This window comes from Prevotella aurantiaca (genome assembly GCF_015262605.1).
Lineage (GTDB): Bacteria > Bacteroidota > Bacteroidia > Bacteroidales > Bacteroidaceae > Prevotella > Prevotella aurantiaca.
On sequence record NZ_JABZSJ010000010.1, the window covers coordinates 26,988 to 48,830 of the forward strand.

Annotated in this window: 17 protein-coding genes; 6 read left to right on the forward strand and 11 right to left on the reverse strand. The window is 40.0% G+C overall.

Features of this window, described 5'->3' with window-relative positions:
* Positions 1 to 80: 80 nt before the first annotated feature.
* Positions 81 to 1,301 carry a nicotinate phosphoribosyltransferase gene (gene pncB, locus HXN26_RS03275; protein WP_025000302.1) on the forward strand — a complete coding sequence of 407 codons (1,221 nt, stop codon included), beginning with the start codon at positions 81 to 83 and terminating at the stop codon, positions 1,299 to 1,301.
* A 36-nt stretch (positions 1,302 to 1,337) separates the two neighbouring features.
* On the opposite strand, the gene HXN26_RS03280 is transcribed toward pncB, so the two are convergent.
* From HXN26_RS03280 to polA, 5 genes are all read right to left on the reverse strand, one after another.
* Entirely contained in the window at positions 1,338 to 1,895 is a 558-nt protein-coding gene (locus HXN26_RS03280) for an RNA methyltransferase (RefSeq protein WP_273158673.1), read from the reverse strand.
* Positions 1,892 to 2,314 (reverse strand): SufE family protein, encoded by a 423-nt coding sequence (locus HXN26_RS03285; protein WP_273158674.1) that lies wholly within the window; start codon positions 2,312 to 2,314, stop codon positions 1,892 to 1,894. Before HXN26_RS03285 ends, HXN26_RS03280 begins: the two co-directional genes overlap by 4 nt.
* A gap of 20 nt (positions 2,315 to 2,334) precedes the next feature.
* On the reverse strand, positions 2,335 to 2,799 hold the full coding sequence (locus HXN26_RS03290; protein WP_273158676.1) for a DoxX family membrane protein: 465 nt from the start codon (positions 2,797 to 2,799) through the stop codon (positions 2,335 to 2,337).
* A gap of 27 nt (positions 2,800 to 2,826) precedes the next feature.
* Positions 2,827 to 4,074: a peptidase U32 family protein gene (locus HXN26_RS03295; RefSeq protein ID WP_273158677.1), complete on the reverse strand. Its 1,248-nt coding sequence runs from the start codon at positions 4,072 to 4,074 to the stop codon at positions 2,827 to 2,829.
* A 240-nt stretch (positions 4,075 to 4,314) separates the two neighbouring features.
* Positions 4,315 to 7,077 (reverse strand): DNA polymerase I, encoded by a 2,763-nt coding sequence (gene polA, locus HXN26_RS03300; RefSeq protein WP_273158679.1) that lies wholly within the window; start codon positions 7,075 to 7,077, stop codon positions 4,315 to 4,317.
* A gap of 90 nt (positions 7,078 to 7,167) precedes the next feature.
* Here polA and HXN26_RS03305 point away from each other — a divergent pair, with 90 nt between their 5' ends.
* The gene (locus HXN26_RS03305) at positions 7,168 to 8,145 is read left to right on the forward strand and encodes a polyprenyl synthetase family protein (RefSeq protein WP_273158681.1); all 978 of its coding nucleotides are present in this window, start codon (positions 7,168 to 7,170) and stop codon (positions 8,143 to 8,145) included.
* Between the two features lie 372 nt (positions 8,146 to 8,517).
* Here HXN26_RS03305 and deoC read toward each other — a convergent pair whose 3' ends face one another.
* From deoC to mnmG, 6 genes are all read right to left on the reverse strand, one after another.
* The gene (gene deoC / locus HXN26_RS03310; RefSeq protein WP_273158683.1) at positions 8,518 to 9,429 is read right to left on the reverse strand and encodes a deoxyribose-phosphate aldolase; all 912 of its coding nucleotides are present in this window, start codon (positions 9,427 to 9,429) and stop codon (positions 8,518 to 8,520) included.
* 77 nt (positions 9,430 to 9,506) lie between these two features.
* A complete protein-coding gene (locus HXN26_RS03315) occupies positions 9,507 to 9,869 on the reverse strand; it encodes a nucleotide pyrophosphohydrolase (protein ID WP_199897113.1) in 363 nt (120 codons plus the stop codon).
* Positions 9,870 to 9,873: 4 nt separating this feature from the next.
* The gene (gene dtd, locus HXN26_RS03320; RefSeq protein WP_273158685.1) at positions 9,874 to 10,326 is read right to left on the reverse strand and encodes a D-aminoacyl-tRNA deacylase; all 453 of its coding nucleotides are present in this window, start codon (positions 10,324 to 10,326) and stop codon (positions 9,874 to 9,876) included.
* Positions 10,327 to 10,353: 27 nt separating this feature from the next.
* Positions 10,354 to 12,192 (reverse strand): excinuclease ABC subunit UvrC, encoded by a 1,839-nt coding sequence (uvrC, locus tag HXN26_RS03325; RefSeq protein ID WP_273158687.1) that lies wholly within the window; start codon positions 12,190 to 12,192, stop codon positions 10,354 to 10,356.
* Between the two features lie 356 nt (positions 12,193 to 12,548).
* Positions 12,549 to 13,079, reverse strand: coding sequence for an adenine phosphoribosyltransferase (locus HXN26_RS03330; protein ID WP_025000312.1), 531 nt, complete (start codon positions 13,077 to 13,079; stop codon positions 12,549 to 12,551).
* Positions 13,080 to 13,137: 58 nt separating this feature from the next.
* On the reverse strand, positions 13,138 to 15,009 hold the full coding sequence (gene mnmG, locus HXN26_RS03335; protein ID WP_273158706.1) for a tRNA uridine-5-carboxymethylaminomethyl(34) synthesis enzyme MnmG: 1,872 nt from the start codon (positions 15,007 to 15,009) through the stop codon (positions 13,138 to 13,140).
* A gap of 547 nt (positions 15,010 to 15,556) precedes the next feature.
* Between mnmG and HXN26_RS03340 the strand changes: the two genes are divergently transcribed.
* The 4 genes from HXN26_RS03340 to HXN26_RS03355 all read left to right on the forward strand — a co-directional run bounded on the left by HXN26_RS03340 (position 15,557) and on the right by HXN26_RS03355 (position 21,731).
* Positions 15,557 to 16,252, forward strand: coding sequence for a succinate dehydrogenase cytochrome b subunit (locus HXN26_RS03340; RefSeq protein ID WP_273158691.1), 696 nt, complete (start codon positions 15,557 to 15,559; stop codon positions 16,250 to 16,252).
* 24 nt (positions 16,253 to 16,276) lie between these two features.
* Complete coding sequence (locus HXN26_RS03345) at positions 16,277 to 18,259, forward strand: fumarate reductase/succinate dehydrogenase flavoprotein subunit (RefSeq protein WP_025000315.1); 1,983 nt, start codon at positions 16,277 to 16,279, stop codon at positions 18,257 to 18,259.
* A gap of 47 nt (positions 18,260 to 18,306) precedes the next feature.
* Entirely contained in the window at positions 18,307 to 19,062 is a 756-nt protein-coding gene (locus HXN26_RS03350) for a succinate dehydrogenase/fumarate reductase iron-sulfur subunit (RefSeq protein ID WP_025000316.1), read from the forward strand.
* A 1,022-nt stretch (positions 19,063 to 20,084) separates the two neighbouring features.
* The gene (locus tag HXN26_RS03355; RefSeq protein WP_273158695.1) at positions 20,085 to 21,731 is read left to right on the forward strand and encodes a thiol-activated cytolysin family protein; all 1,647 of its coding nucleotides are present in this window, start codon (positions 20,085 to 20,087) and stop codon (positions 21,729 to 21,731) included.
* Positions 21,732 to 21,843: the final 112 nt, after the last annotated feature.

Below are 21,843 nucleotides of genomic sequence, written 5' to 3' on the forward strand. Positions count from 1 at the left end.
TTAGCCTACTTATCCATTAAGTTTTATTATCTTTGCATTGGATAAAGCTTTAACAACAAGGCTGAGATTTTAGAAAAGATATGCGACAAATAATTCAACATTTCACCGATAACGACGCTTATACGTTTAGTTGTCAGTACTACATTATGCAGACTTATCCTCGTGCCGAGGTAGAATATACATTCTTCGATCGCAATGATACAATCTATCCGAAGGGGTTTGCCGAACTTCTAAACGAACAATTAGGATATATGCCTAATGTTATTATCACGGAAGAAGAGATTGCTTTCATGAAGAAACGTATGTATTACCTACCTCAATGGTACTTTACCTTTCTTCGAGGCTATCGGTTCAATCCGCACGAACTTACTGTTACACAGGACGAAGAGGGGCATTTGGATATTAAAGTACGTGGCAAATGGTACTCAACTATTATGTGGGAGATGCCGATTTTAAGTATTGTTTCGGAGTTAATGCATCATCTTCAAGGCGATATAACAGCCTATAATCCTAAGCGAGAGTACGAACGTTGCGTGGAAAAGACACATAAGATCCTCTCAAACGGACTTATTTTAAGTGATATGGGTACTCGTCGTCGTATGTCGTTCGACCACCACAACATGGTTATCCGAACGATGAAGGAGGTTTATGAACAGGGTGGCTTTACCGATAATGATGGTTTTCACCCTTGGACAGGCCGCTTTGCAGGTACCAGTAACGTATATCTTGCGATGCAATACGACCTTGTTGCGATTGGTACAATGAGTCATCAGATTATCGAATTCGAGGAATGTGTAAGTGGAATATTTGAGTGTAACTTCAACGTAATGCGCAAATTCAGCGATGTTTACGATGGAGACAACGGTATTTATCTTTACGATTGCTTTGGCGATAAGGTGTTCTTCAGCAACCTTTCTAAGCGTATGGCGATGATGTTTAACGGTTTACGTGTAGATAGCGGTGTGGAAGAGGAACAGTTAGAGAAGATTATTGCAAAGTATAAGTCGCTTGGTATCGACCCAGCCACGAAGCAAGTGGTATTTAGCAATGGCCTTGATATCGACCGTGCCATAGAGATTCATAAGTATGTTGACGGAAGAATGAAAGATAGTTATGGTATGGGAACCTACCTTACCTGCCATGTTGAGAACGTAAAATCAATGAATATTGTCGTGAAACTCACCCGAATGCGTATTACAGAAAGTCGCGAGTGGCACGATTGCGTGAAGCTTTCGTGTGATAAAGGTAAGACACTTGGCAATCCAGAGAAGTGTGCTTACTTGCAAATGATGATAGGGTAGGGCAACAATTGTTTTATTTTTAGGCTGCCTAAGTCCTTAAAACAGCAGTGCACGGGCAAACTCCCAAACTACAATACCTGCTGTAACACTTACATTTAGTGAGTGTTTTGTGCCGAATTGAGGTATTTCGAGGCAGCCATCGCTTAGGTCTACAACCGATTGATGCACACCTTTTACTTCGTTTCCAAGTACTACGGCATAGTGCTTTTGGGCAGTTGCATCGTTGTTGATAGGCGAAATATACTCCGAAAGGTCTTGTAATGCAGTCGAACCCTCTACTTGTTCAACACTATAAACGAAGCAACCTTTCTCTTTTAGCTGCTTTACAGCATCTTCAGCACTACTAAAATACTGCCAATCGACTGAGTTTTCAGCCCCCAAAGCCGTCTTGTGTATCTCTGCATTGGGGGGTGTTGCTGTGATTCCGCATAGATAAATCGCCTCAATACGGAAAGCATCGCACGACCGAAAGACGCTGCCAACGTTGTGAAGCGACCGCACATCGTCGAGAACAACGACGAGCGGTAGCTTTCGACTCTGCTTAAATTCCTCAAGCGAGAGGCGGTTCATTTCTATGGTACGTAGCTTTCTCACTCGCCTTTTATATTGAATGCCAATGCGTAAGCCTTTATCTTTTTTACCATCGACAGCAGTCCGTTGCTGCGTGTAGGCGACAAATGTTGGTGCAAACCTATGCGCTCGATGAAGTAAAGGTCGGTATCGAGTATCTCTTTTGGTGTATGTCCGCTTACAACCCTGATGAGCAGGGCAATAATTCCCTTTGTGATAAGTGCATCAGAATCGGCTGTAAATACTAGTTTATCGTCCTTAATATCGCATTGAAGCCATACTCGGCTTTGACAACCGTCTATTAAATTCTGTTCAGTTTTATATTCTGCACCCAGTCCTTCAAGCTCGTTTCCGAGGTCGATAAGCATTTGATACTTATCCATCCATTCGGTAAACTCGTCAAACTCAGCAATTATTTCGTCTTGTATTTCGTTGATTGTCATCTTCGTAAATATATTATTGTTTATCTAATCATGTGAATACGACGGTAGTTATAGCGTCGGCGACCAAACATATTGTCTATTTCCAAGACACCATTTCCGCAGGCGAGTATGCCAAAAGCAGCTGCAGAAGCAGTAAAAGCTGAGTAATCTAATGCTGCCTTAAAGCCCATAGATGTTGCCATTGCGATAGCGAAGGTAAGTATCATCAGCCCTGTAATCGATGCAGTCCACTTCAATTTCAGTCCAGCAAGCAGACAAATAGAGAGCAAAACCTCAAGTACCGTAGCTGTCCATGCCAGTACGGGCACAGCATCGGCAGGTATATAAGGTATCAACGATTGTGTATAGGCAATGAATTTGTCCATGTCGCCCCACATACACAGTTCTTTTGGCCATAATCCGAGGCGGTCTGCAACTGCCGAAAGCATAGATGAAGCTACGGTAAGGCGCAGAAATAGTTTGGCAATTTGTCGTAGGTCTATCATGATTTATTATTTTTTTATGAAGTATTTTTACTCTATATTGGTCTTCAGAAGCTTGTAAACCTTATCGTTCGGGCGCACTTTGTCGGGCACAGGAATAGACACTCGCCAGCCCTTCTCAGCCTTATCAACAGGTTGAAGGTCGTATCTTATCTCGCTTGCATCGAACTTTAGAATGCCAGTTGTGGGTCCTGTGATGAGCATATTCTGTCCTTTCTCTATCTCAGAAGCCTCTACTGCTATTTCAGCAACGCCGAGTTTAGAGAAGTATTTCATTACTTTACCCACCAAAACCTTCTTTTCTGTTGCCTTATTTCCGTAGTTCTTTGTCCATTCGCCCAAGCGTTGACCTTGATAATAGCCGTCCCAGAAGCCACGATTGAACACAGTTGATAAGCGTTCGTCCCATTGGTTCTTCTTCTCTTCGGTATAATTGCCGTCGAGTACGCTCTGTATTGCCTCCTTATAGCACGTTACCACCTCGTAAACGTATTCTGGACCACGTGCTCGTCCTTCTATTTTAAAGACTCTAACACCTGCTTTCATCATCTTGTCGATAAAGCGAATGGTCTTTAAATCCTTAGGACTCATTATGTATTTATTGTCTATCTCAAGCTGATTGCCTGTCTCGTTGTCGGTAACGGTGTACGAACGGCGGCAAATCTGCGTGCATTGTCCACGATTGGCAGAGCGGTTCGAGTCGTGCAAACTCATATAGCATTTTCCCGAAATAGCCATACAGAAAGCACCATGACAGAACATTTCAATGCGAACAAGCTCGCCACGAGGTCCTCGAATGTCCTGTTCTTCAATCTGTCGGTATATTTCTGCTACCTGGTCCATGTTCAGTTCGCGTGCCAAAACAGCTACATCGGCAAACTGTGCATAGAATTTCAGTGCTTCTATATTCGATATATTGAGCTGTGTAGATAGGTGTACTTCCATGCCAACCTGGCGACAATACACCATAACAGCTACGTCGCTGACGATGACAGCGGTGATATTGGCAGCCTTTGCAGCGTCAATTATCTCGCGCATAGTATTGATGTCCTCGCCATAAATTACGGTATTCACCGTTAGGTAGGTCTTTATGCCACGTTCGTTGCAGGTTTCTGCTATCTCATTGAGGTCTTCTATCGTGAAGTGGTTGGCCGAATGAGAACGCATATTCAGCTGTCCGATACCGAAATAGATAGAGCCTGCACCTGCCTGAATGGCTGCTGCGAGACTTTCGCGAGAGCCAACAGGGGCCATTATTTCATATTCTTGTATATCCATACTTATCTTTTGTGCAGGCAAAGTTACTACAAAATAATGAGAATGATTGCAGTTTGAGAACGAAACCAGTATTTTTCGACTTTACTACCATGGCTTGGTAGTGTTAGTACCATGGCGTGGTACTATTGCTACCAAAGCATGGTAGCATTACTACCACGCCTATATATTAAGCGCTTATCGACTATATGCCACCGTTTCAAAACCTCTTTTGCAAACCTATGCTGCTACTTTTGTTGGTTTTTAATGTGCTTCCAGCCAGTTCTTTCCCCAACCAGCATCGGCTATCAGAGGCACATTGAGCGGGTAGGCGTTTTGCATTTCCTCTATAACAATGCGTTCTACACGCTCTTTTTCGTCGGGAAGTACCGAGAAATTGAGTTCGTCGTGCACTTGCAAAATCATCTTTGAGCGAATATTTTCGCGTTTAAAGCGTTGCCAAATGCGCACCATGGCCACCTTTATAATGTCTGCTTCAGCTCCTTGTATAGGTGCGTTGATGGCATTTCGTTCGGCAAATCCCCTCACAGTAGCGTTACGACTGTTGATGTCGGCAAGGTAACGGCGTCGGCGGAAGATGGTTTCAGCGTAGCCTTTTTGCCTTGCTTCCTCTTTAGCTCGCTCCATATAAGCCTTTACCTTTGGGAAAGTGGCGAAGTAACCGTCTATTAGTTCCTTCGCTTCAGCGTTAGGAATATCCATGCGTTGGGCTAAACCGTACGTGGTAATGCCATAAATAATGCCGAAATTAGCCTGTTTTGCTTTCTTACGTTGCGTGTCTGATACGCTATCCATGCTCTCGTGCCATATCTTAGCCGCTGTTGCGCGGTGTATATCCAGCCCTTCGCGGAAGGCTTCCATCATGTTTTCGTCTTCAGAAAGATGGGCCATGATGCGCAATTCAATCTGACTATAGTCGGCAGAGAAGAACTCGCACCCTGCTTCTGGTATGAAACACTTGCGTATTTCCTTGCCATCGTCAGTCCTTACAGGAATGTTTTGCAGGTTCGGATCGCTTGATGAGAGTCTGCCTGTAGCTGTAAGAGCTTGGTTGAACGACGTGTGTATGTGTCCAGTATGGGGTTTTATAAGTTTTGGAAGGGCATCAATGTAAGTGCTTAGTAGTTTTTTAATACCTCTGTATTCCAATATTTTATGCACGATAGGGTGCTTATTCTCCAAGCTCACCAATACTTCTTCGCTTGTAACATACTGTCCTGTCTTGGTCTTCTTTGGCTTTTCCATTACCTGGAGCTTACCAAACAGAATTTCGCCGACCTGCTTTGGACTTGAAATATTGAAACTTTCGCCTGCCAATTCGTATATTTCCTGCTCGTATTGGTTCATGCGTTGCGTAAAAATATGCGAGGTTTCTTCCAGCGCCGCTGTATCTAAACGAACGCCATGCAGTTCCATATCGGCAAGCACAGGCACGAGAGGCATCTCTATTTCCCAGAATAATTCTTCGGCTTCCACCTCCTTTAGCTTCGGTTCGAGCACGTTTTTCAGTTGCAATGTTATATCTGCGTCTTCGCAAGCGTACTCGTAAATATCGCTTGGAAGTAGGTCGCGCATATTCTTTTGTTGCTTTCCTTTGGCACCTATGAGGCTCTCTATCGAAATGGTTTTGTAGTTTAGAAGAGTCTCTGCCATGTAGTCCATGTTATGGCGAAGCTCTGGTTGGATAAGATAATGCGCTATCATGGTGTCGAAGAACTTACCTTTTAATGTAACGCCATATTTATGTAACACTTCGTAATCGTACTTAATGTTTTGTCCAATCTTCAGAATCTTCTCGTCTTCGTATAATGGTTTAAATATATTTACCATCTTTAAGGCTTCTTCACGATTGGCTGAGACGGCGACATAGAAGGCCTCTTTTTCGGCAACGGAGAAGCTTAAGCCCACCAATTCTGCGTCGATGGCGTCTGGAGATGTCGTTTCTGTGTCTAAACTGAGGAACTCTTTTGTCAAGAAATAATCACAAAGTTCCTGCGCTTCTTGCTCATTATCAATGAGTTTGTACTTGTATGGCACTGTTGAAAGGCTGCAGGAAGGGCCTTTTTTCGCCTCTTCTGCATCTTCGGGCGTATTTTCTGCAAACAAATTGAGCTGTAAATTGTCTGTCTTTTGCACTTTTTGACTGCCTTTAACAAACTTGTTAAGAAGTGTTTTGAACTCCAATTCGGTGAAAATTGTGCGTAGTTTGTCTTCGTCGGGTTGCTGTATCTTCAATTCGTCCCATTCCATATTGAATGGAACATCGGTGCGAATGGTTGCTAAGAATTTCGACATCTTAATATCATCGACAGCATTTTCCACTTTCTCTCTTAGCTTTCCTTTAATCTGGTCGGTATGTTCGAGCATGTTATCAATAGAGCCAAACTCGTTGATAAGCTTTACAGCAGTCTTTTCTCCTACGCCCGGACAACCAGGAAAGTTATCGGCTGAGTCGCCCATAAGCGCCAGAAGATCGATTACTTGGGCTGGGGTAGGGATACCATACTTATCTTCTACCTCTTGCACACCTATTATATCGTAGCCCCCGCCATGCCTTGGCCGATACATATAAACATTCTCTCGGATAAGCTGACCATAGTCTTTGTCGGGCGTAAGCATAAAGGTGGTAATGTTGTTGTTGCCCGCCAGTGTTGCAACCGTACCGATAATGTCGTCAGCTTCGAAGCCATCGACCTGTAAGATAGGTATGCGCATGGCTTCAAGTATTTGTTTTATGTAGGGGACAGCGAGCTTTATATCTTCTGGTGTCTCCTCTCTTTGTGCCTTATATTCGGGGTATGCCTCGTGGCGAAAGGTGAGTCCGTGGTCGAAAGCCACAGCAATATGTGTGGGATTTTCCTTTGTTAGCACTTCGTTTAGCGTATTGCAAAAGCCCATAATAGCCGATGTATTCATTCCTTTTGAGTTGATACGTGGGTTTCTAATGAGGGCGTAATACGACCGATAGATAAGGGCGTAAGCGTCGATGAGAAACAATTTGTCCATTGTAAAAATATTATTTAAGGGTAAAATTACTAAAAAAATGCCATATTTACCGATATTATTCATTATTTTTGTATCAAAATAGTTTTAGGAATGGATTATCTGTCGATTATAAAAGAGCCGATTAGTCAGGAATTAGACGACTTTATATCACTGTTTAACAAATCTTTAACACACGAAGAAGGCTTGCTTTCGCATGCGTTAGAGCATATTAGGAACAGGGGAGGGAAGCGTATGCGCCCCATACTTATGTTGCTAATAGCGAAGAATTTTGGCGAAGTTACATTCGTGGCACAGCATGCTGCCATTGGCTTGGAACTGCTACACACAGCCAGTTTGGTGCATGACGATGTGGTAGACGAAAGCGGAGAACGGCGTGGACAGGCGTCGGTGAATGCTACTTATAATAATAAGGTAGCCGTATTAGTGGGCGATTACATTCTTTCGACGGCGCTTCTGAACATGGCTTATACCAAGTCGGAAGATATTGTGCGCGATCTTGCAGAGCTGGGACGTACGCTTTCTAATGGCGAAATATTGCAATTGACCAACATTTCCAACCAAGAGATATCGGAAGAAGTATATTATCAAGTAATAAAACAAAAGACAGCGGCTTTGTTTGAGTCGTGTGCGGTGATTGGAGCAAAGGCTGGAAAGGCATCGCACAGCGACATTGAGGCTGCTAAAATGTTTGGACAGCGCATCGGAATCATCTTCCAAATAAGAGATGATATATTCGATTACTACGATTCTAAGGAGATAGGAAAGCCTACGGGCAACGATATGCTCGAGGGAAAGCTGACACTTCCTATTATATACGCACTGAAATCTACGGGTAATAAGGAAATGACTGCATTGGCAATGAAGGTGAAAGAAGGAACGGTAACTGCTGATGAAATTGCCCAATTAGTGGCTTTTGCAAAGGAAAGCGGTGGTATAGAGTATGCCGAAAAGAAAATGTTAGAGTTTCACAGTGAGGCTTTGCAGTTTATTTCAAACTATGTTCACAACGAAGCGATAGCCAGTGCGCTAAAAGCTTACTTGGATTTTGTAATTCAACGAAAGAACTAAAGCAAACCTAAAAATATCGTTTTTCTTGATGAATAGGAGTAAATAAGGCAAAGTGTTTGTAACAATGACCATCAATTAAAAGCTCTTTGCCTGACAAAAAACAAAGGCTGAACTTCCATAGAGTGGGGGTTCAGCCTTTTAGTTTACTTTTTTCAATCTCTGTACAAAGCCTCTGCAATGCTGCTGCGAAGACCCTACAATACTGCTGCAGATAGCTTGCAGTGATGTTGCAGAATCGTAACACTGTTTTTGCAAAGCCTATTCGCTATTTTAAAGCACTATATACGGCAATCTGCGTGTATTGGTACAAAGATATAAAAAGCCCGATTTCAGCGCTGAAATCGGGCTTTATTGTGTTTTTTGAAAGATGGTTTAGAAGAACTTAACCTCTTTGCCTTCAATGTCACTTAGCAACAAATTGGTTAGACGACTGGTGCCAAGACGGAACCAATAGTTCGTTAGCCACTTCTCGCCGAGTATTTCTTTGTAAATGGTATAGAAGATAATAGCGTCCATAACGGTATTTATGCCGCCTGCAGGCTTTAGTCCTACTTGGATACCAGTCTTGTCATAGAACTCTTTTATAGCTGTACACATCACGTAAACAGCCTCTGGTGTTGCGCTAATCTTCTCTTTTCCTGTGCTTGTCTTGATATAATCAGCACCTGCAAACATAGAAAGTAGGGCTGCAGTCTTAATGTTTCGAGCGTTCTTAAGGTCGCCTGTTTCAAGGATAACCTTCATTGGTATGTCGCCACAAGTCTGCTTTAACTCGTTCACTTGGTCGTAAACATCTTCATAATCGCCTGATAGGAACTTGCCAACAGGTAGCACTATATCTATTTGAGTAGCCCCATCCTTGATGGCAAGAGCTGTTTCGATGGTCTTAACTTCAAGGAATGTTTGCGAAGAAGGGAAGTTTCCTGTTACGTTTGTTATATCTACACCATCTACTTCCAAGCTGTCGGCAATGAGTTTTGTGAAGCATGGATACGCACAAATAGCTCCAACGTGTGGAAGGGTAGGGTATTCTTGAGCAAATTTGTTCACTTTCTCTACCATTGCGAGCACTCTTTCCTCTGTATCATCGGTTTGAAGAGTCGTTAATTCTACGCTTCCAAGAAGGAATTTCTTAACGTCTAAAGTGTCGTTTTCAGGTACTTTGTCTTCTATAATCTTTTTAACTGCCTCCTTAATACCCTCGTCTGTTATATCGAGATTGTATTGTTTCAGCATCTCATCATACTTGCTGGTAAGTTTAATTTTACCGTCTTTGCTTTGCATAATAATTTATTATTTAATTTAAATATATGTTTTCTTTAATCTATTATACGAAACCTTAGGCTTGAATTCAGATGTTATCAGTCGGCTGCAGTAGATGTTTCGATTTGCGTTAGCTTCTTATTTTCTTTGTGTCTGTCTTTGTCACGCTTTGTTTTCTTGTCGAAACTCTTTTGTAATTCATTTGTAAGGTCTACACCAGTTTGGTTGGCTAAGCACATCAGAACCCACAGAACATCTGCCATTTCCTCTCCTATATTGGGCTTTTCGCCTGCTTTAAAGCTTTGGTCGCCATAGGTTCGAGCCATCACACGCGCCAGTTCGCCTACCTCTTCGGTAAGGCAAGCCATGTTAGTAAGCTCGCTAAAGTAGCGCACTCCATATTGTTTAATCCAATTATCAACAAGCTTTTGTGCTTCTCTAATGCTTATTTCGTTCTGCATTTTGCTATTCTTTGTTCTTAGTGTCCATACATATTGTAACAGGACCGTCGTTAAGCAATTCAACTTTCATGTCTGCACCGAACTCTCCTTCGCCCACAGTCTTGCCCATTGCAAGACTTAATTCCTTGCAGAAATTGTTGTATAAAGGAATGGAAATATCGTGTTTGGCAGCATGAATATAGCTTGGGCGGTTTCCTTTCTTATAGCTTGCCATGAGTGTAAACTGCGAAACAACAAGGGCTTCGCCACCTATTTCCATAACACTTTTGTTCATTACACCTTGCTCATCGTCGAAGATTCGTAGGCCAACAATCTTGTTTACAAGCCATTTAATATCGTCTTCGCCATCGTCCTCGCCTATGCCAAGGAGAATAAGTAAGCCTTTTTCTATCGCTGACTTAATGTTTCCGTCGATTGTTACTGATGCGTGTTTAACGCGTTGTATTACAACTCTCATATCGCAAATGTACTTATTTTATTTTAATTATAGGGAGTTTGGGTGGAAATAATTGTATATTAGCACAGCTTTTGAGCCTCCTATGATGTCAGTAAGTGTTTGAATATCAGCTTCTTTTACCTTTTTGACAGTCTTGAAGTGCTTTAATAGCTGCTCTTTACTTTTACTTCCAATTCCTTTAATATCGTCTAACTCGCTATGTAGTTGGTGTTTTGAGCGCTTATCTCGGTGGAAAGAAATTGCAAAACGGTGTACCTCGTCTTGTATTTGGGTAAGGATTTTAAAGAGTTCGGAGTTTGTTGGAATACCAATTGTTTGTGGTGGAAATCCAAATAGTAACTCGTTGGTTCTGTGACGATTATCTTTTGCTAATCCAGCTATAGGGATTTTGAGCTCTAACTCGTCTTCAACGATGGCTCTTACAACCTCGATTTGTCCCTTACCACCATCAGTTATGATGAGATCGGGTAGGGAAGTACCCTCTTCTATCATACGTTTGTAGCGTCGTCGTACTACTTCTTGCATGGAAGCATAGTCGTCTGGACCTACAACAGTCTTTATATTGTATTTTCGATAGTCCTTTTTCGAGGGCTTCATGCCCTTATATACCACGCAAGCAGCTACAGCATCGGTGCCTGAAATGTTTGAGTTATCGAAGCATTCTATTTGGTAAGGTAACTTCGCAAGCTTAAGCCGTTCTTGCAATTCTTTCATTAAACGTGTTTGTTTCTGCTCAGGATTAAGCTTTTCTACTTGCTTTAGTCGATCGAATTTGTGCTGTTTAGCATTCATTTGAGACAGTTCAAGCAAATGTTTCTTATCTCCTCGTTGTGGAATAAAGAAGGTTGCGTCTTTTATATGGAAGTCTAATTCAAAGGGAACGATAATCTCTTTAGCTGTACTCTTAAAGCGTTCTCGAATCTCTGGAATAGCTTCGTTGAGTAGTTCTGCATCCGTTTCATCTAACTTTCGCTTATATTCAAAGGTGAAACTTTGGTTTATAGCACCATTTGTAACGTGTAAATAGTTGATAAAAGCATTTTTCCTGCTGTCATCATTTACGATGGAGAAGACGTCTACGTCGGCAATTGTGTAGCTAACAATTTCGCTTTTTGCAGCAAAATTCTCTAATGCGATATAACGTTGCTTGTATGCTTCTGCTTCCTCAAAGCGTAAATCCGCTGCACATTCTTCCATTTTGGCTTTCATTAAGCGTTGTACTTCGCGTGTATTACCCTTTAATATTTGACGAGCCATTGCTATGTTCTGCTGATAATCTTCGTACGATTGCTTATCAATACAAGGCGCTCCGCAGTTTCCCAGATGGTATTCTAAACACGGCTTATACTTCTTTTGTTCAATCCCTTCCTTTGTAATCGGGAATCGACATGTGCGTGGTTTATAGAGTTTCTTTACTATTTCGAGTATGGCATACATACTGCTGATGTGGCTGTAAGGCCCATAAAAGCTGCCATATCTCTTATTTATGTTACGAGTATTAAAGATTCGAGGATAAAACTCATTTGTTATGCAAATGCTTGGGTAGGTTTTGCCGTCCTTTAGCAGTACGTTGTAGCGTGGTTGGTACTGTTTTATAAGCTGGTTCTCTATCAATAGCGCATCCTCTTCGCTATTTACGACAGTATAAGTTATATCATAAATTTTAGAAACAAGTACTTTTGTCTTGAAACGGTCGGCTTCTTTGTGGAAGTAAGACGCTACACGGTTTTTTAAATTCTTAGCTTTGCCCACGTAAATAATAACGTGTTCCTTGTCATAGTATTGATATGTTCCAGGTCTCGAGGGCAAATTAGATACTATGTTCTTAAGATAAGCTATTCGTTTATCGTTCTCTTCTTTTGTCATACGTCTTACTTTATTGTATTAAAGCGTTTTACTTAAATCTTGTTTCACGTGAAACAAAGTTGCAAATAACGCTGATTAAATCTTTAGAATCTTTCTTTAAAGCAAATACCTTTATATTTACAGTCTAATGCAGAATAGTTTTTATATAGCTAAAACCGAAAGACAAGGATGTTGTGCCTTTCGGTTTATTTGCTTTTTCTGCTCTTTCTTAAGATAGAAAACCATATATAATAAGGTGATAGTCTTGGTTTGGGAAAACAGAAATGTCTTTTCTAAGTGATAGTAAATGCTGTTTTGTGATGCAAATTAGCGCTTCTGAAAAGAGGTTCAGGAATTAATATCACAATTAGCACAGCTTAAAATTGCAGTAAAGAGGATATTTCTATATCCTTATCAAAAGTATTACGGCAGTCAGGAAATTCGCTTTGCAGTTCTATTATAAAGTTACAATAAACCTTCTTAGGCTTAAACTTCTTTACTAGATTACACGCGGCGCGCATTGTTCCGCCTGTAGCGAGTAAGTCATCGTGTAATAGAATAACATCATCTTCACATATAGCGTCTTTATGAATCTCTATTGTGTCAATTCCATACTCCTTTGCGTAGTTTTCTTGAACGGTTTCACAGGGTAGTTTACCAGGCTTGCGACAAAGCACAATGCCCGCTCCAAGTCGCAAAGCGAGTGCTGATGACATTACAAAGCCACGACTTTCAATACCTACTATCTTTGTAATTCCTTTATCTTTATAAATCTCATGCATTTCATCTATGATTTCTTTAAGTGCTTCAGGAGATTTAAACAAAGTGGTTACGTCGCGGAAATTGACACCTTTAATAGGCCAATCGGGTATGCATCTTAAATTTTCGAGTAGTATTTTGCTGTTCATAATCAATTAGTTATGTATTTATTGTTTTTTAATTGTTACACGTGAAACGTTTAATAAGTTATCTTCCCATGAGTACTAAAAGCACGTTGATGTCGCTAGGGCTAACGCCTGGGATTCTACTTGCTTGTGCAAGAGTTTCAGGTTGTATGCGTTCTAATTTTTGGCGGCACTCTGTTGATAAATCATGAATCTCACTATAATTGAAGTGACCCTTTATTTTTATATCTTCAAGGCGGCGCATTTTCTCTGCAAAAGTACGCTCACGTTCGATATAACCTTTATATTTTATTTTTATTTCAGCTGCTTCTCTAATCTCATCTTTTCTGTTTGGTGATTCTTCCAATACATCTTTAAGATGTGATAAGTGTTCTGCCAAACCATACAAACTTATACCAGGACGTGCAATTAGTTCTGAAATTTTAAATGGACCCTGAATTGCAGAACTTCCAATTGTGTCTAAATAACCATTAATTTCGTTCGGTTTAATCGAAGTTATATTGCAATAATCAATTATTCGTTCTATATTTTTTTTCTTTTGGAGCCACCAATCATAGCGTTCGCGCTTTACTATGCCAAGATTATAACCTTTTTCTGTTAGTCGTGCATCTGCATCATCTTGGCGAAGCAATATCCTATATTCAGCTCTGGAGGTAAACATTCTATATGGTTCGTCAACCCCTTTTGTTGTTAAATCGTCGATGAGTACGCCTATATAGCTTTCATCACGCTTCATAAGCAAGGGTTTACTTCCTGCGCATAGCAGTGCTGCATTTATTCCTGCTACTATTCCTTGACCTCCTGCTTCTTCATAGCCCGTAGTTCCATTTACTTGACCCGCTAAGAACAATCCTTCAATAATCTTTGATTCCAACGATGGATTGAGTTGCGTAGGGTCAAAGTAATCGTATTCGATTGCATAACCTGGGCGATACATCTTAGCGTTGCGTAGGGCTGGAATCTTTCGTAGCGCTTCTAATTGTATTTCCCACGGCATAGATGAAGAAAAGCCATTCAGATACATTTCATTTGTGTCTACACCTTCAGGCTCTAGGAAGAGGGGATGTGTGTCTTTGTCTGGGAATGTTACAAGTTTAGTTTCAATAGACGGGCAATAACGAGGACCTATACTTTGTATTTGTCCGTTGAAAAGGGGAGATTCTGTAACTCCTTTACGTAGAATATTGTGAGCTTCCTCATTGGTGTTACATGTCCAACAAGGTAGTTGTGGAAGAGTTCTGCGCGGCCCGAAGTAAGAAAATTGATGGTAATCATTTTCGCCTGGTTGTGCTTCCATCTCATCAAAGTGAACCGAACGTTTATCTATTCGTACTGGAGTCCCCGTCTTCATTCTATCTTTGCGCACTCCCCAATATGTTATACTTTCCGCAAAGTTATGTACTGCTGGTTCAGCACAGCGACCGCCTTCCACCTGTTTTTTACCTATATGCATGAGTCCGTTAAGGAATGTTCCAGCTGTAATGACTATTGCGCGTGCAAAAAGCTCTATGCCCCATATTGTACGTACTCCTATTGCGTGCCCATTCTTTACGATTAGTTCTTCAGCTTGGTCTTGGAATATATCAAGATTATCTGTAAGGTTCAGAGTTTTTTTCCATTCTGTTATAAACCTCTCCCTATCGCATTGCGCTCTTGGGCTCCAAACAGCTGGTCCTTTCGAGCGGTTGAGCATCCGAAACTGAATAGCAGTAGCATCAGTAACAAGTCCCATTTGACCACCCAAGGCGTCAATTTCTCTCACAATTTGCCCCTTTGCAATTCCTCCTATTGCAGGATTACAACTCATTTGGGCTATTTTGTTCATGTCCATTGTTACCAAACATACCTTTGCACCAATATTAGCAGCGGCTGTAGCTGCTTCGCAACCAGCATGTCCGCCGCCAATCACTAGCACATCATATTTGAAAGTAATGCTCATTCTTTTTCTATTTTTTGGCAAAAGTAAGAAATTAAATTGAATTATTTAGCACAATTCCGACATATTGCTATTACATATTCCTTCCTTTTCCTATTTTCCCATTTGTATTTTCTTCAGAAATATTGTGATAATATCATTTTCTATATATTTGTAATATCACTATAAATGTGTCAAGCAAATGCTACTTACTTGTTATAATTATAAGATTGTTTTCGCTTAACTTTTGTTACTTTACCTAGGTTTTCACTTCTTTATCTACTTTAATAATTGAGATTGTAGTTTCATTTCGTTTCTTACTGCTTGTTTAGACGATGTCAATATTACGCTTTAAGCACCTATTGAAAGGTCGTTTTTTATTAAAAAAACTTCGCTTTATCATTATTTTATAGTATTTTTGCAGCGGATACATTCCCACTTGATACCAACTTTTGGGTATTTGCTGAAAGAATGATACTTTATCAGTATACCCCTTGGATTATGCATTTACAAAAACAAGATCAAATTAATTCAAACAGTTTAAATATTAAAAAACAAAACATTTATGTGGTTAATCAATTCTTCTATTGGTAGAAAAGTTGTGATGTCTGTAACAGGTATCGCACTTATTCTATTCCTGACATTCCACATGTCGATGAATATTGTTGCGCTTTTCTCTGGAGAGGCCTACAATATGATTTGTAAATTTCTTGGTGCAAACTGGTATGCAGTAGTTGCTACTGTAGGCCTTGGAGCACTGACAGTGGCTCACATCGTTTACGCTTTCATCTTAACTGCACAGAATCGTAGTGCACGTGGTAACGAACGTTACGCTGTAACAGGTTCAAGTCCTAAGGTTGAATGGGCGTCTAAAAACATGTTGGTGTTGGGTATCATTGTTCTATTGGGCTTGTTGCTTCACTTGTTTAATTTCTGGTACAACATGATGTTTGCAGAAATAATTGGTATGCATCAAGATATTGACCCTTCAAATGGCTTTGAGTACATTATTAAAACATTTGAGAACCCAATTTATGTTGTAATTTACATCATTTGGCTTTGTGCTATCTGGTACCATCTATCACATGGTTTCTGGTCAGCAATGCAGACTCTCGGTATCAGCGGTAAGGTTTGGTTCAACCGTTGGAAGAAGATAGGTTTGGTTTATACCACACTTCTCATGTTAGGTTTCTTAATTGTTGTGCTTGCTTTCGCATTCAAATGTGCACCAAGCCTTTGTGGAACCTGCTTTATTCATTAATTCTAATAGAAAGATACAAAGATTATGGCTAAGATATTAGATTCAAAAATTCCAGAAGGACCAGTAGCAGAGAAGTGGACCAACTATAAGGCTCACCAGCGTTTGGTTAATCCTAAGAATAAATTAAAGCTTGATGTAATTGTTGTTGGTACCGGTTTGGCTGGTGCCAGTGCTGCAGCATCGCTTGGCGAAATGGGCTTTACTGTTTACAATTTGTGTATTCAGGACTCACCACGTCGTGCTCACTCTATTGCTGCTCAGGGTGGTATTAATGCTGCAAAGAATTATCAGAACGATGGCGACTCAGTTTATCGTTTGTTCTATGATACTGTAAAGGGTGGCGACTATCGTGCTCGTGAAGCAAATGTTTATCGTTTGGCAGAAGTTTCTAACAGCATCATTGATCAATGTGTGGCACAAGGAGTACCTTTCGCACGTGAGTATGGTGGTATGTTAGCAAACCGCTCTTTCGGTGGTGCACAAGTTTCACGTACATTCTATGCAAAAGGTCAAACAGGTCAGCAACTTCTTCTCGGTGCTTATTCAGCATTAAGCAAGCAGGTTAATGATGGTCGTGTAAAACTTTATACACGCTATGAAATGGAAGACGTAGTTGTTATTGATGGCCATGCACGTGGTATTATAGCAAAAAATTTGGTAACTGGCGAACTTGAGCGTTTCTCTGCAAATGCAGTTGTTATTGCAACAGGTGGATATGGTAATGCATATTTCCTTTCTACTAACGCTATGGGCTGTAACTGTACAGCAGCTGTTCAGTGCTATCGTAAGGGTGCTTATTTTGCAAACCCTGCATACGTTCAGATTCACCCAACTTGTATTCCTGTACATGGTGATAAGCAATCTAAGCTTACATTGATGTCAGAATCATTGCGTAACGATGGTCGTATCTGGGTTCCAAAGAAGATAGAAGATGCTAAGGCATTGCAGGCAGGAACAAAGAGAGGTTCAGATATTCCAGAAGAAGACCGCGACTATTACTTGGAGCGCCGTTATCCAGCATTTGGTAACTTGGTTCCTCGCGACGTGGCTTCACGTGCTGCTAAAGAACGTTGTGACCATGGTTTCGGTGTAAATAATACAGGTTTGGCTGTTTTCCTTGATTTCTCTGAAAGTATCAACCGTCTTGGTTTGAATGTTATTCTCCAGCGTTATGGTAACCTCTTTGATATGTATGAAGAAATTACTGACGTAAATCCTGGTGAATTAGCTAAGGAAATTAATGGAGTTAAGTACTACAATCCAATGATGATTTACCCTGCTATCCACTACACAATGGGAGGTATTTGGGTAGATTATGAATTGCAAACCACTATTAGTGGACTCTTCGCTATCGGCGAATGTAACTTCTCTGATCATGGTGCTAACCGTCTTGGTGCTTCTGCATTGATGCAAGGTCTAGCAGATGGCTACTTTGTATTACCTTATACTATACAGAACTACTTGGCAGATCAATCTCTTTGGACTAAGATCCCTACCGATCATCCAGAGTTTGTTAAGGCTGAGAAGGGTGTTCAAGACGAAATAGATCGTCTTATGAATATCAAGGGTAAGCGCAGTGTAGACTCTATTCATAAAGAGCTTGGCCATATCATGTGGGATTACGTAGGTATGGGTCGTACAGAAGAAGGATTAAAGATAGGTCTCCAAAAGATGAAGGAAATACGTAAAGAATTCGAAACTAACCTCTTTATTCCAGGAAGCAAGGACGGACTCAACGTAGAGCTTGATAAAGCAATCCACCTTCGTGACTTCATTACAATGGGTGAGCTTGTAGCTTACGATGCACTTTCGCGCAATGAAAGCTGCGGTGGTCACTTCCGTGAGGAGTATCAGACTGAAGAAGGTGAAGCTAAGCGTGACGACGAAAATTACTTCTACGTAGGTTGCTGGGAGTATAAGGGCAGTGATACTACTGAACCTGAACTCATCAAGGAACCTCTCCAGTACGAGGCAATTAAGGTTCAAACACGTAACTACAAGAACTAATTTAGGTCAAAGTTGCTTTGGCAACACATTAAAAAGAAATCAACGTAATGGAAAAAATAATAAGTTTCACGCTTAAAGTATGGCGTCAGAACGGACCTACAGCACAAGGTCATTTTGATACATTCGAGATGAAAGATATCCCTGGTGATACTTCTTTCCTTGAAATGCTGGATATTCTCAACGAGCAGCTTATCGAAGATGGCAAAGAACCTTTTGTCTTCGATCACGACTGTCGTGAAGGTATCTGCGGTATGTGTTCTCTTTACATTAATGGACACCCACATGGTCCAGCTACAGGTGCTACAACCTGTCAGTTATACATGCGTCGTTTCAACGATGGAGATGTTATTACTGTTGAACCATGGCGTTCTGCTGCATTCCCAGTAATTAAGGATTGCATGGTAGATCGTGGTGCATTCGACAAGATTATACAGGCTGGAGGTTACACAAGTATTCGTACTGGACAACCACAAGATGCTAATGCTATCCTTATTCCTAAGGAAGATGCTGACGAAGCAATGGATTGCGCTACATGTATTGGTTGTGGTGCATGTGTTGCAGCATGTAAGAATGGTTCAGCAATGCTTTTCCTTTCTTCTAAGGTAAGTCAGTTGGCACTTCTCCCACAAGGCCGTCCAGAAGCTGCTAAGCGTGCAAAAGCAATGATTATGAAGATGGAAGAACTTGGCTTTGGTAACTGTACAAATACTCGTGCATGTGAGGCTGAATGTCCAAAGAATGAATCTATTGCTAATATAGCTCGTTTGAATCGAGAATTTATCAAGGCAAAGCTTGCTGATTAAAGCATGAAAAAGTAAGAATAGAGAGACAAAAGTTTCTCTTAATCAAAAAAGAAGAAACCCCGCGATGCAGATTGCATTGCGGGATTTTTTTATTTTTTATATACGACTAAAGCCATTTTCATTGAGCTTATGCTGTAAGCATAATGAATGGTATCCTTGAAGGGACTCCATATTCTCTTTTCTTGCTTATGATAAGTTTCCTTTACCTTATTATATTATTATATATAACAAATGAAAAAAGAAGCTTGAAAAAATATAATTATAAATTCAACAATTTGTAATTACAAAAAATAAAATTATAATTAAGTTTTTTAATTTTGTAATTATAATTTTCTGATAAGTAAATCCCTCTTCTTTTGACCGACAATATTTCCTTTGCAAGGGAAGGATATTTACTTCACCTGATAATAGAAAAACAGCACCAAGTTTAATATAATTGGTCTGCTGTTTTACATTTTAACTACTATAACTTTTAAAATTACAATATAATCTTTGCGTCACACTTCGTTAGCTTTTAATTCAATATAAGAATAGCTGAAGCAAAGACTAGAATATTATTTGGGTAGGTTTTTTGTGGTGGCAAAAGTGGCTAATAAGATCTTTTGATAAGTTTAACCTTAAATAATTTCTTTCAAATCACGGGTTTTGGCAATGAATTTATTTGCACGTTAAAAAATCAATAATATATATACATAAAATTTAAAAGGTTTATTGTTGATATTTCTGTAAACGCCTTAACAATAGATGAATAATATTATTAAAGGAATTAAAGAAATGTAACTTAAATACAAAAATCGGCACTTTTTGAGTATGAAAATACATTAAATAAAAAAATATTATACTTTATTTTGTTGGTATTATTATTTTTTGTACTTTTGACCCGATAAAAGTGCAAAAACGATAACTACGACCGAGTTAACGAGAGAACAATAAATGCAAGAAATTAGACTTTCTATGCTCAAATTGTTGTAAGATAAAAATAACTATTAATATCATATATCTAATTTAAAAGTATCATTATTATGAACAAAAAAATTATCTATCTGTTGACAACAGCAGCAATCTTAGGGCTAAGTAGTTGCTCTAATGTTGATGACACAATTGATGTTAGCCAACAACAAAAGAAGGGTATTATTACCGACCAAGCAGAAATCCAAGCTTATCTTGGTAGTCTTAAAGCACCTGGAGCATCAGCTACAATGCGTGCATCTGCACCTACAACTTCTGATGTTAGTACTGAAGAAGTACCTGGTTATAACGATGGTATGCCAGGATACTGGGTTATAACAAAGAAGCACTATAAGGCTTCTGCTATGTTCGACGAAACAATGATTCTCGATCCTAACGCAGAAATCCTTTATCCAGGTTGTGTTTTGAAAGGTAGCTCTATTGAAGATGGTACCTATACTCCATTAACTGAAGCTGAAGTAGGTGATATTACTTTCTCTATTAGCAAAGTAGTAACTGAAGGTACACCTTCTGAAAGCATCAGAAAAACTATTTTCAACCCACGCTTAAGTGAATATCGTGAAGCATTCAACGATTGGGCAAAGTTGAACTATCAGCCAAATGCTGTAACATCAATGCATAGTGTTGAGTCTATTACTTCTAAAGAAGAAGCAATGGCAAAGGTTGGTGCAACATTCAGAAACCAATATGTAGACTTTGGTGCTAACTTCGGTTTCGATTTCGATAAGGAACAGAACCATATCTTGGCTAAGTTTATTCAGAAGCAGTACACTGTTACTACCGACTTCCCAAAGACTCCAACAATCTTCACCTCAATCAATCCATACCTCATCGACCAATATCAACCAGTTTACGTAAGCAACTTGACTTATGGTCGTATGATTTTCTTGAGTGTTGATACTAAGCACTCTCTCAGTGAAGTACGTGCTGCCCTTAACTTTGCAATTAAGGCTATCGATCTTAACATTGAACTTGAGACACAATATAAAAAGGTGCTCGACGATAGTAAGATCAACGTAACAATCATTGGTGGTGGTGCAAAGAGCCAGAGTACGGCCCTTATAAATGGTTGGGAAGGCTTCAAAGAGTATATGACTGCAGATATCTCAATGTCAGAAGTAACTCCTATCAGCTTCTCTTTGCGTTATACTAAAGATAACTCTATGTGCCGTGTAGTATCAAATGGCGAATACGATGTTATTACTCGTTCTTTCGTTCCTGAATTTAAGGAAATGTACCTTGAACTTAGCCTTTCAGGACTTAAGGGAACAGAAGGTAGCCGTAAGGTAGAATATGGTCCAGAATTTGAATTGTATGGTACAGGTTGGATTACTTATAATGGTGAAAAGATCTCTGACATCTTCAACATTGGTCGTAAAAACTATATCAACGTTAAGAAGGGTAAGGAGTTTACACAAGTAACAGGCCAAAAATGTATCGTTTGTTTGAAGAAGAAGGATGACGAATCATTCCAAGACTTCCTCCGCAACCGTGTACGTGTTTATACTCACATGCGCGACTACGATGCACGAATCATACCGAAGAACGATAAGGATTATAGCGAAACATACCAAGAATTCTTTGTTTCAGATCTTCTTGCAAAACAAAAGAGCATGGAACCTAAGTTCTCTGTAGTTGGTAGTGGTGCAGGCGTAACAGTTGAAACGCAATTCGAAATTTCAAGCATTTACTTTAAGTAATAAATTATAAGGAAAGGTTCTGTTGCGGCATTCTGTTGTAACAGAACTTTTTCTGCTTTTATGACTTAATCTAATATTTATTAGTTAATCTTATTTGTAAATCTAAACTTGT

Coding starts and splice junctions, on each gene's coding strand:
- pncB (WP_025000302.1), top strand. CDS start 81: ATGCGACAAATAATTCAACATTTCACCGATAACGACGCTTATACGTTT.
- HXN26_RS03285 (WP_273158674.1), bottom strand. CDS start 2,314: ATGACAATCAACGAAATACAAGACGAAATAATTGCTGAGTTTGACGAG.
- HXN26_RS03290 (WP_273158676.1), bottom strand. CDS start 2,799: ATGATAGACCTACGACAAATTGCCAAACTATTTCTGCGCCTTACCGTA.
- HXN26_RS03295 (WP_273158677.1), bottom strand. CDS start 4,074: ATGGATATACAAGAATATGAAATAATGGCCCCTGTTGGCTCTCGCGAA.
- polA (WP_273158679.1), bottom strand. CDS start 7,077: ATGGACAAATTGTTTCTCATCGACGCTTACGCCCTTATCTATCGGTCG.
- HXN26_RS03305 (WP_273158681.1), top strand. CDS start 7,168: ATGGATTATCTGTCGATTATAAAAGAGCCGATTAGTCAGGAATTAGAC.
- deoC (WP_273158683.1), bottom strand. CDS start 9,429: ATGCAAAGCAAAGACGGTAAAATTAAACTTACCAGCAAGTATGATGAG.
- HXN26_RS03315 (WP_199897113.1), bottom strand. CDS start 9,869: ATGCAGAACGAAATAAGCATTAGAGAAGCACAAAAGCTTGTTGATAAT.
- dtd (WP_273158685.1), bottom strand. CDS start 10,326: ATGAGAGTTGTAATACAACGCGTTAAACACGCATCAGTAACAATCGAC.
- uvrC (WP_273158687.1), bottom strand. CDS start 12,192: ATGACAAAAGAAGAGAACGATAAACGAATAGCTTATCTTAAGAACATA.
- HXN26_RS03330 (WP_025000312.1), bottom strand. CDS start 13,079: ATGAACAGCAAAATACTACTCGAAAATTTAAGATGCATACCCGATTGG.
- HXN26_RS03340 (WP_273158691.1), top strand. CDS start 15,557: ATGTGGTTAATCAATTCTTCTATTGGTAGAAAAGTTGTGATGTCTGTA.
- HXN26_RS03345 (WP_025000315.1), top strand. CDS start 16,277: ATGGCTAAGATATTAGATTCAAAAATTCCAGAAGGACCAGTAGCAGAG.
- HXN26_RS03350 (WP_025000316.1), top strand. CDS start 18,307: ATGGAAAAAATAATAAGTTTCACGCTTAAAGTATGGCGTCAGAACGGA.
- HXN26_RS03355 (WP_273158695.1), top strand. CDS start 20,085: ATGAACAAAAAAATTATCTATCTGTTGACAACAGCAGCAATCTTAGGG.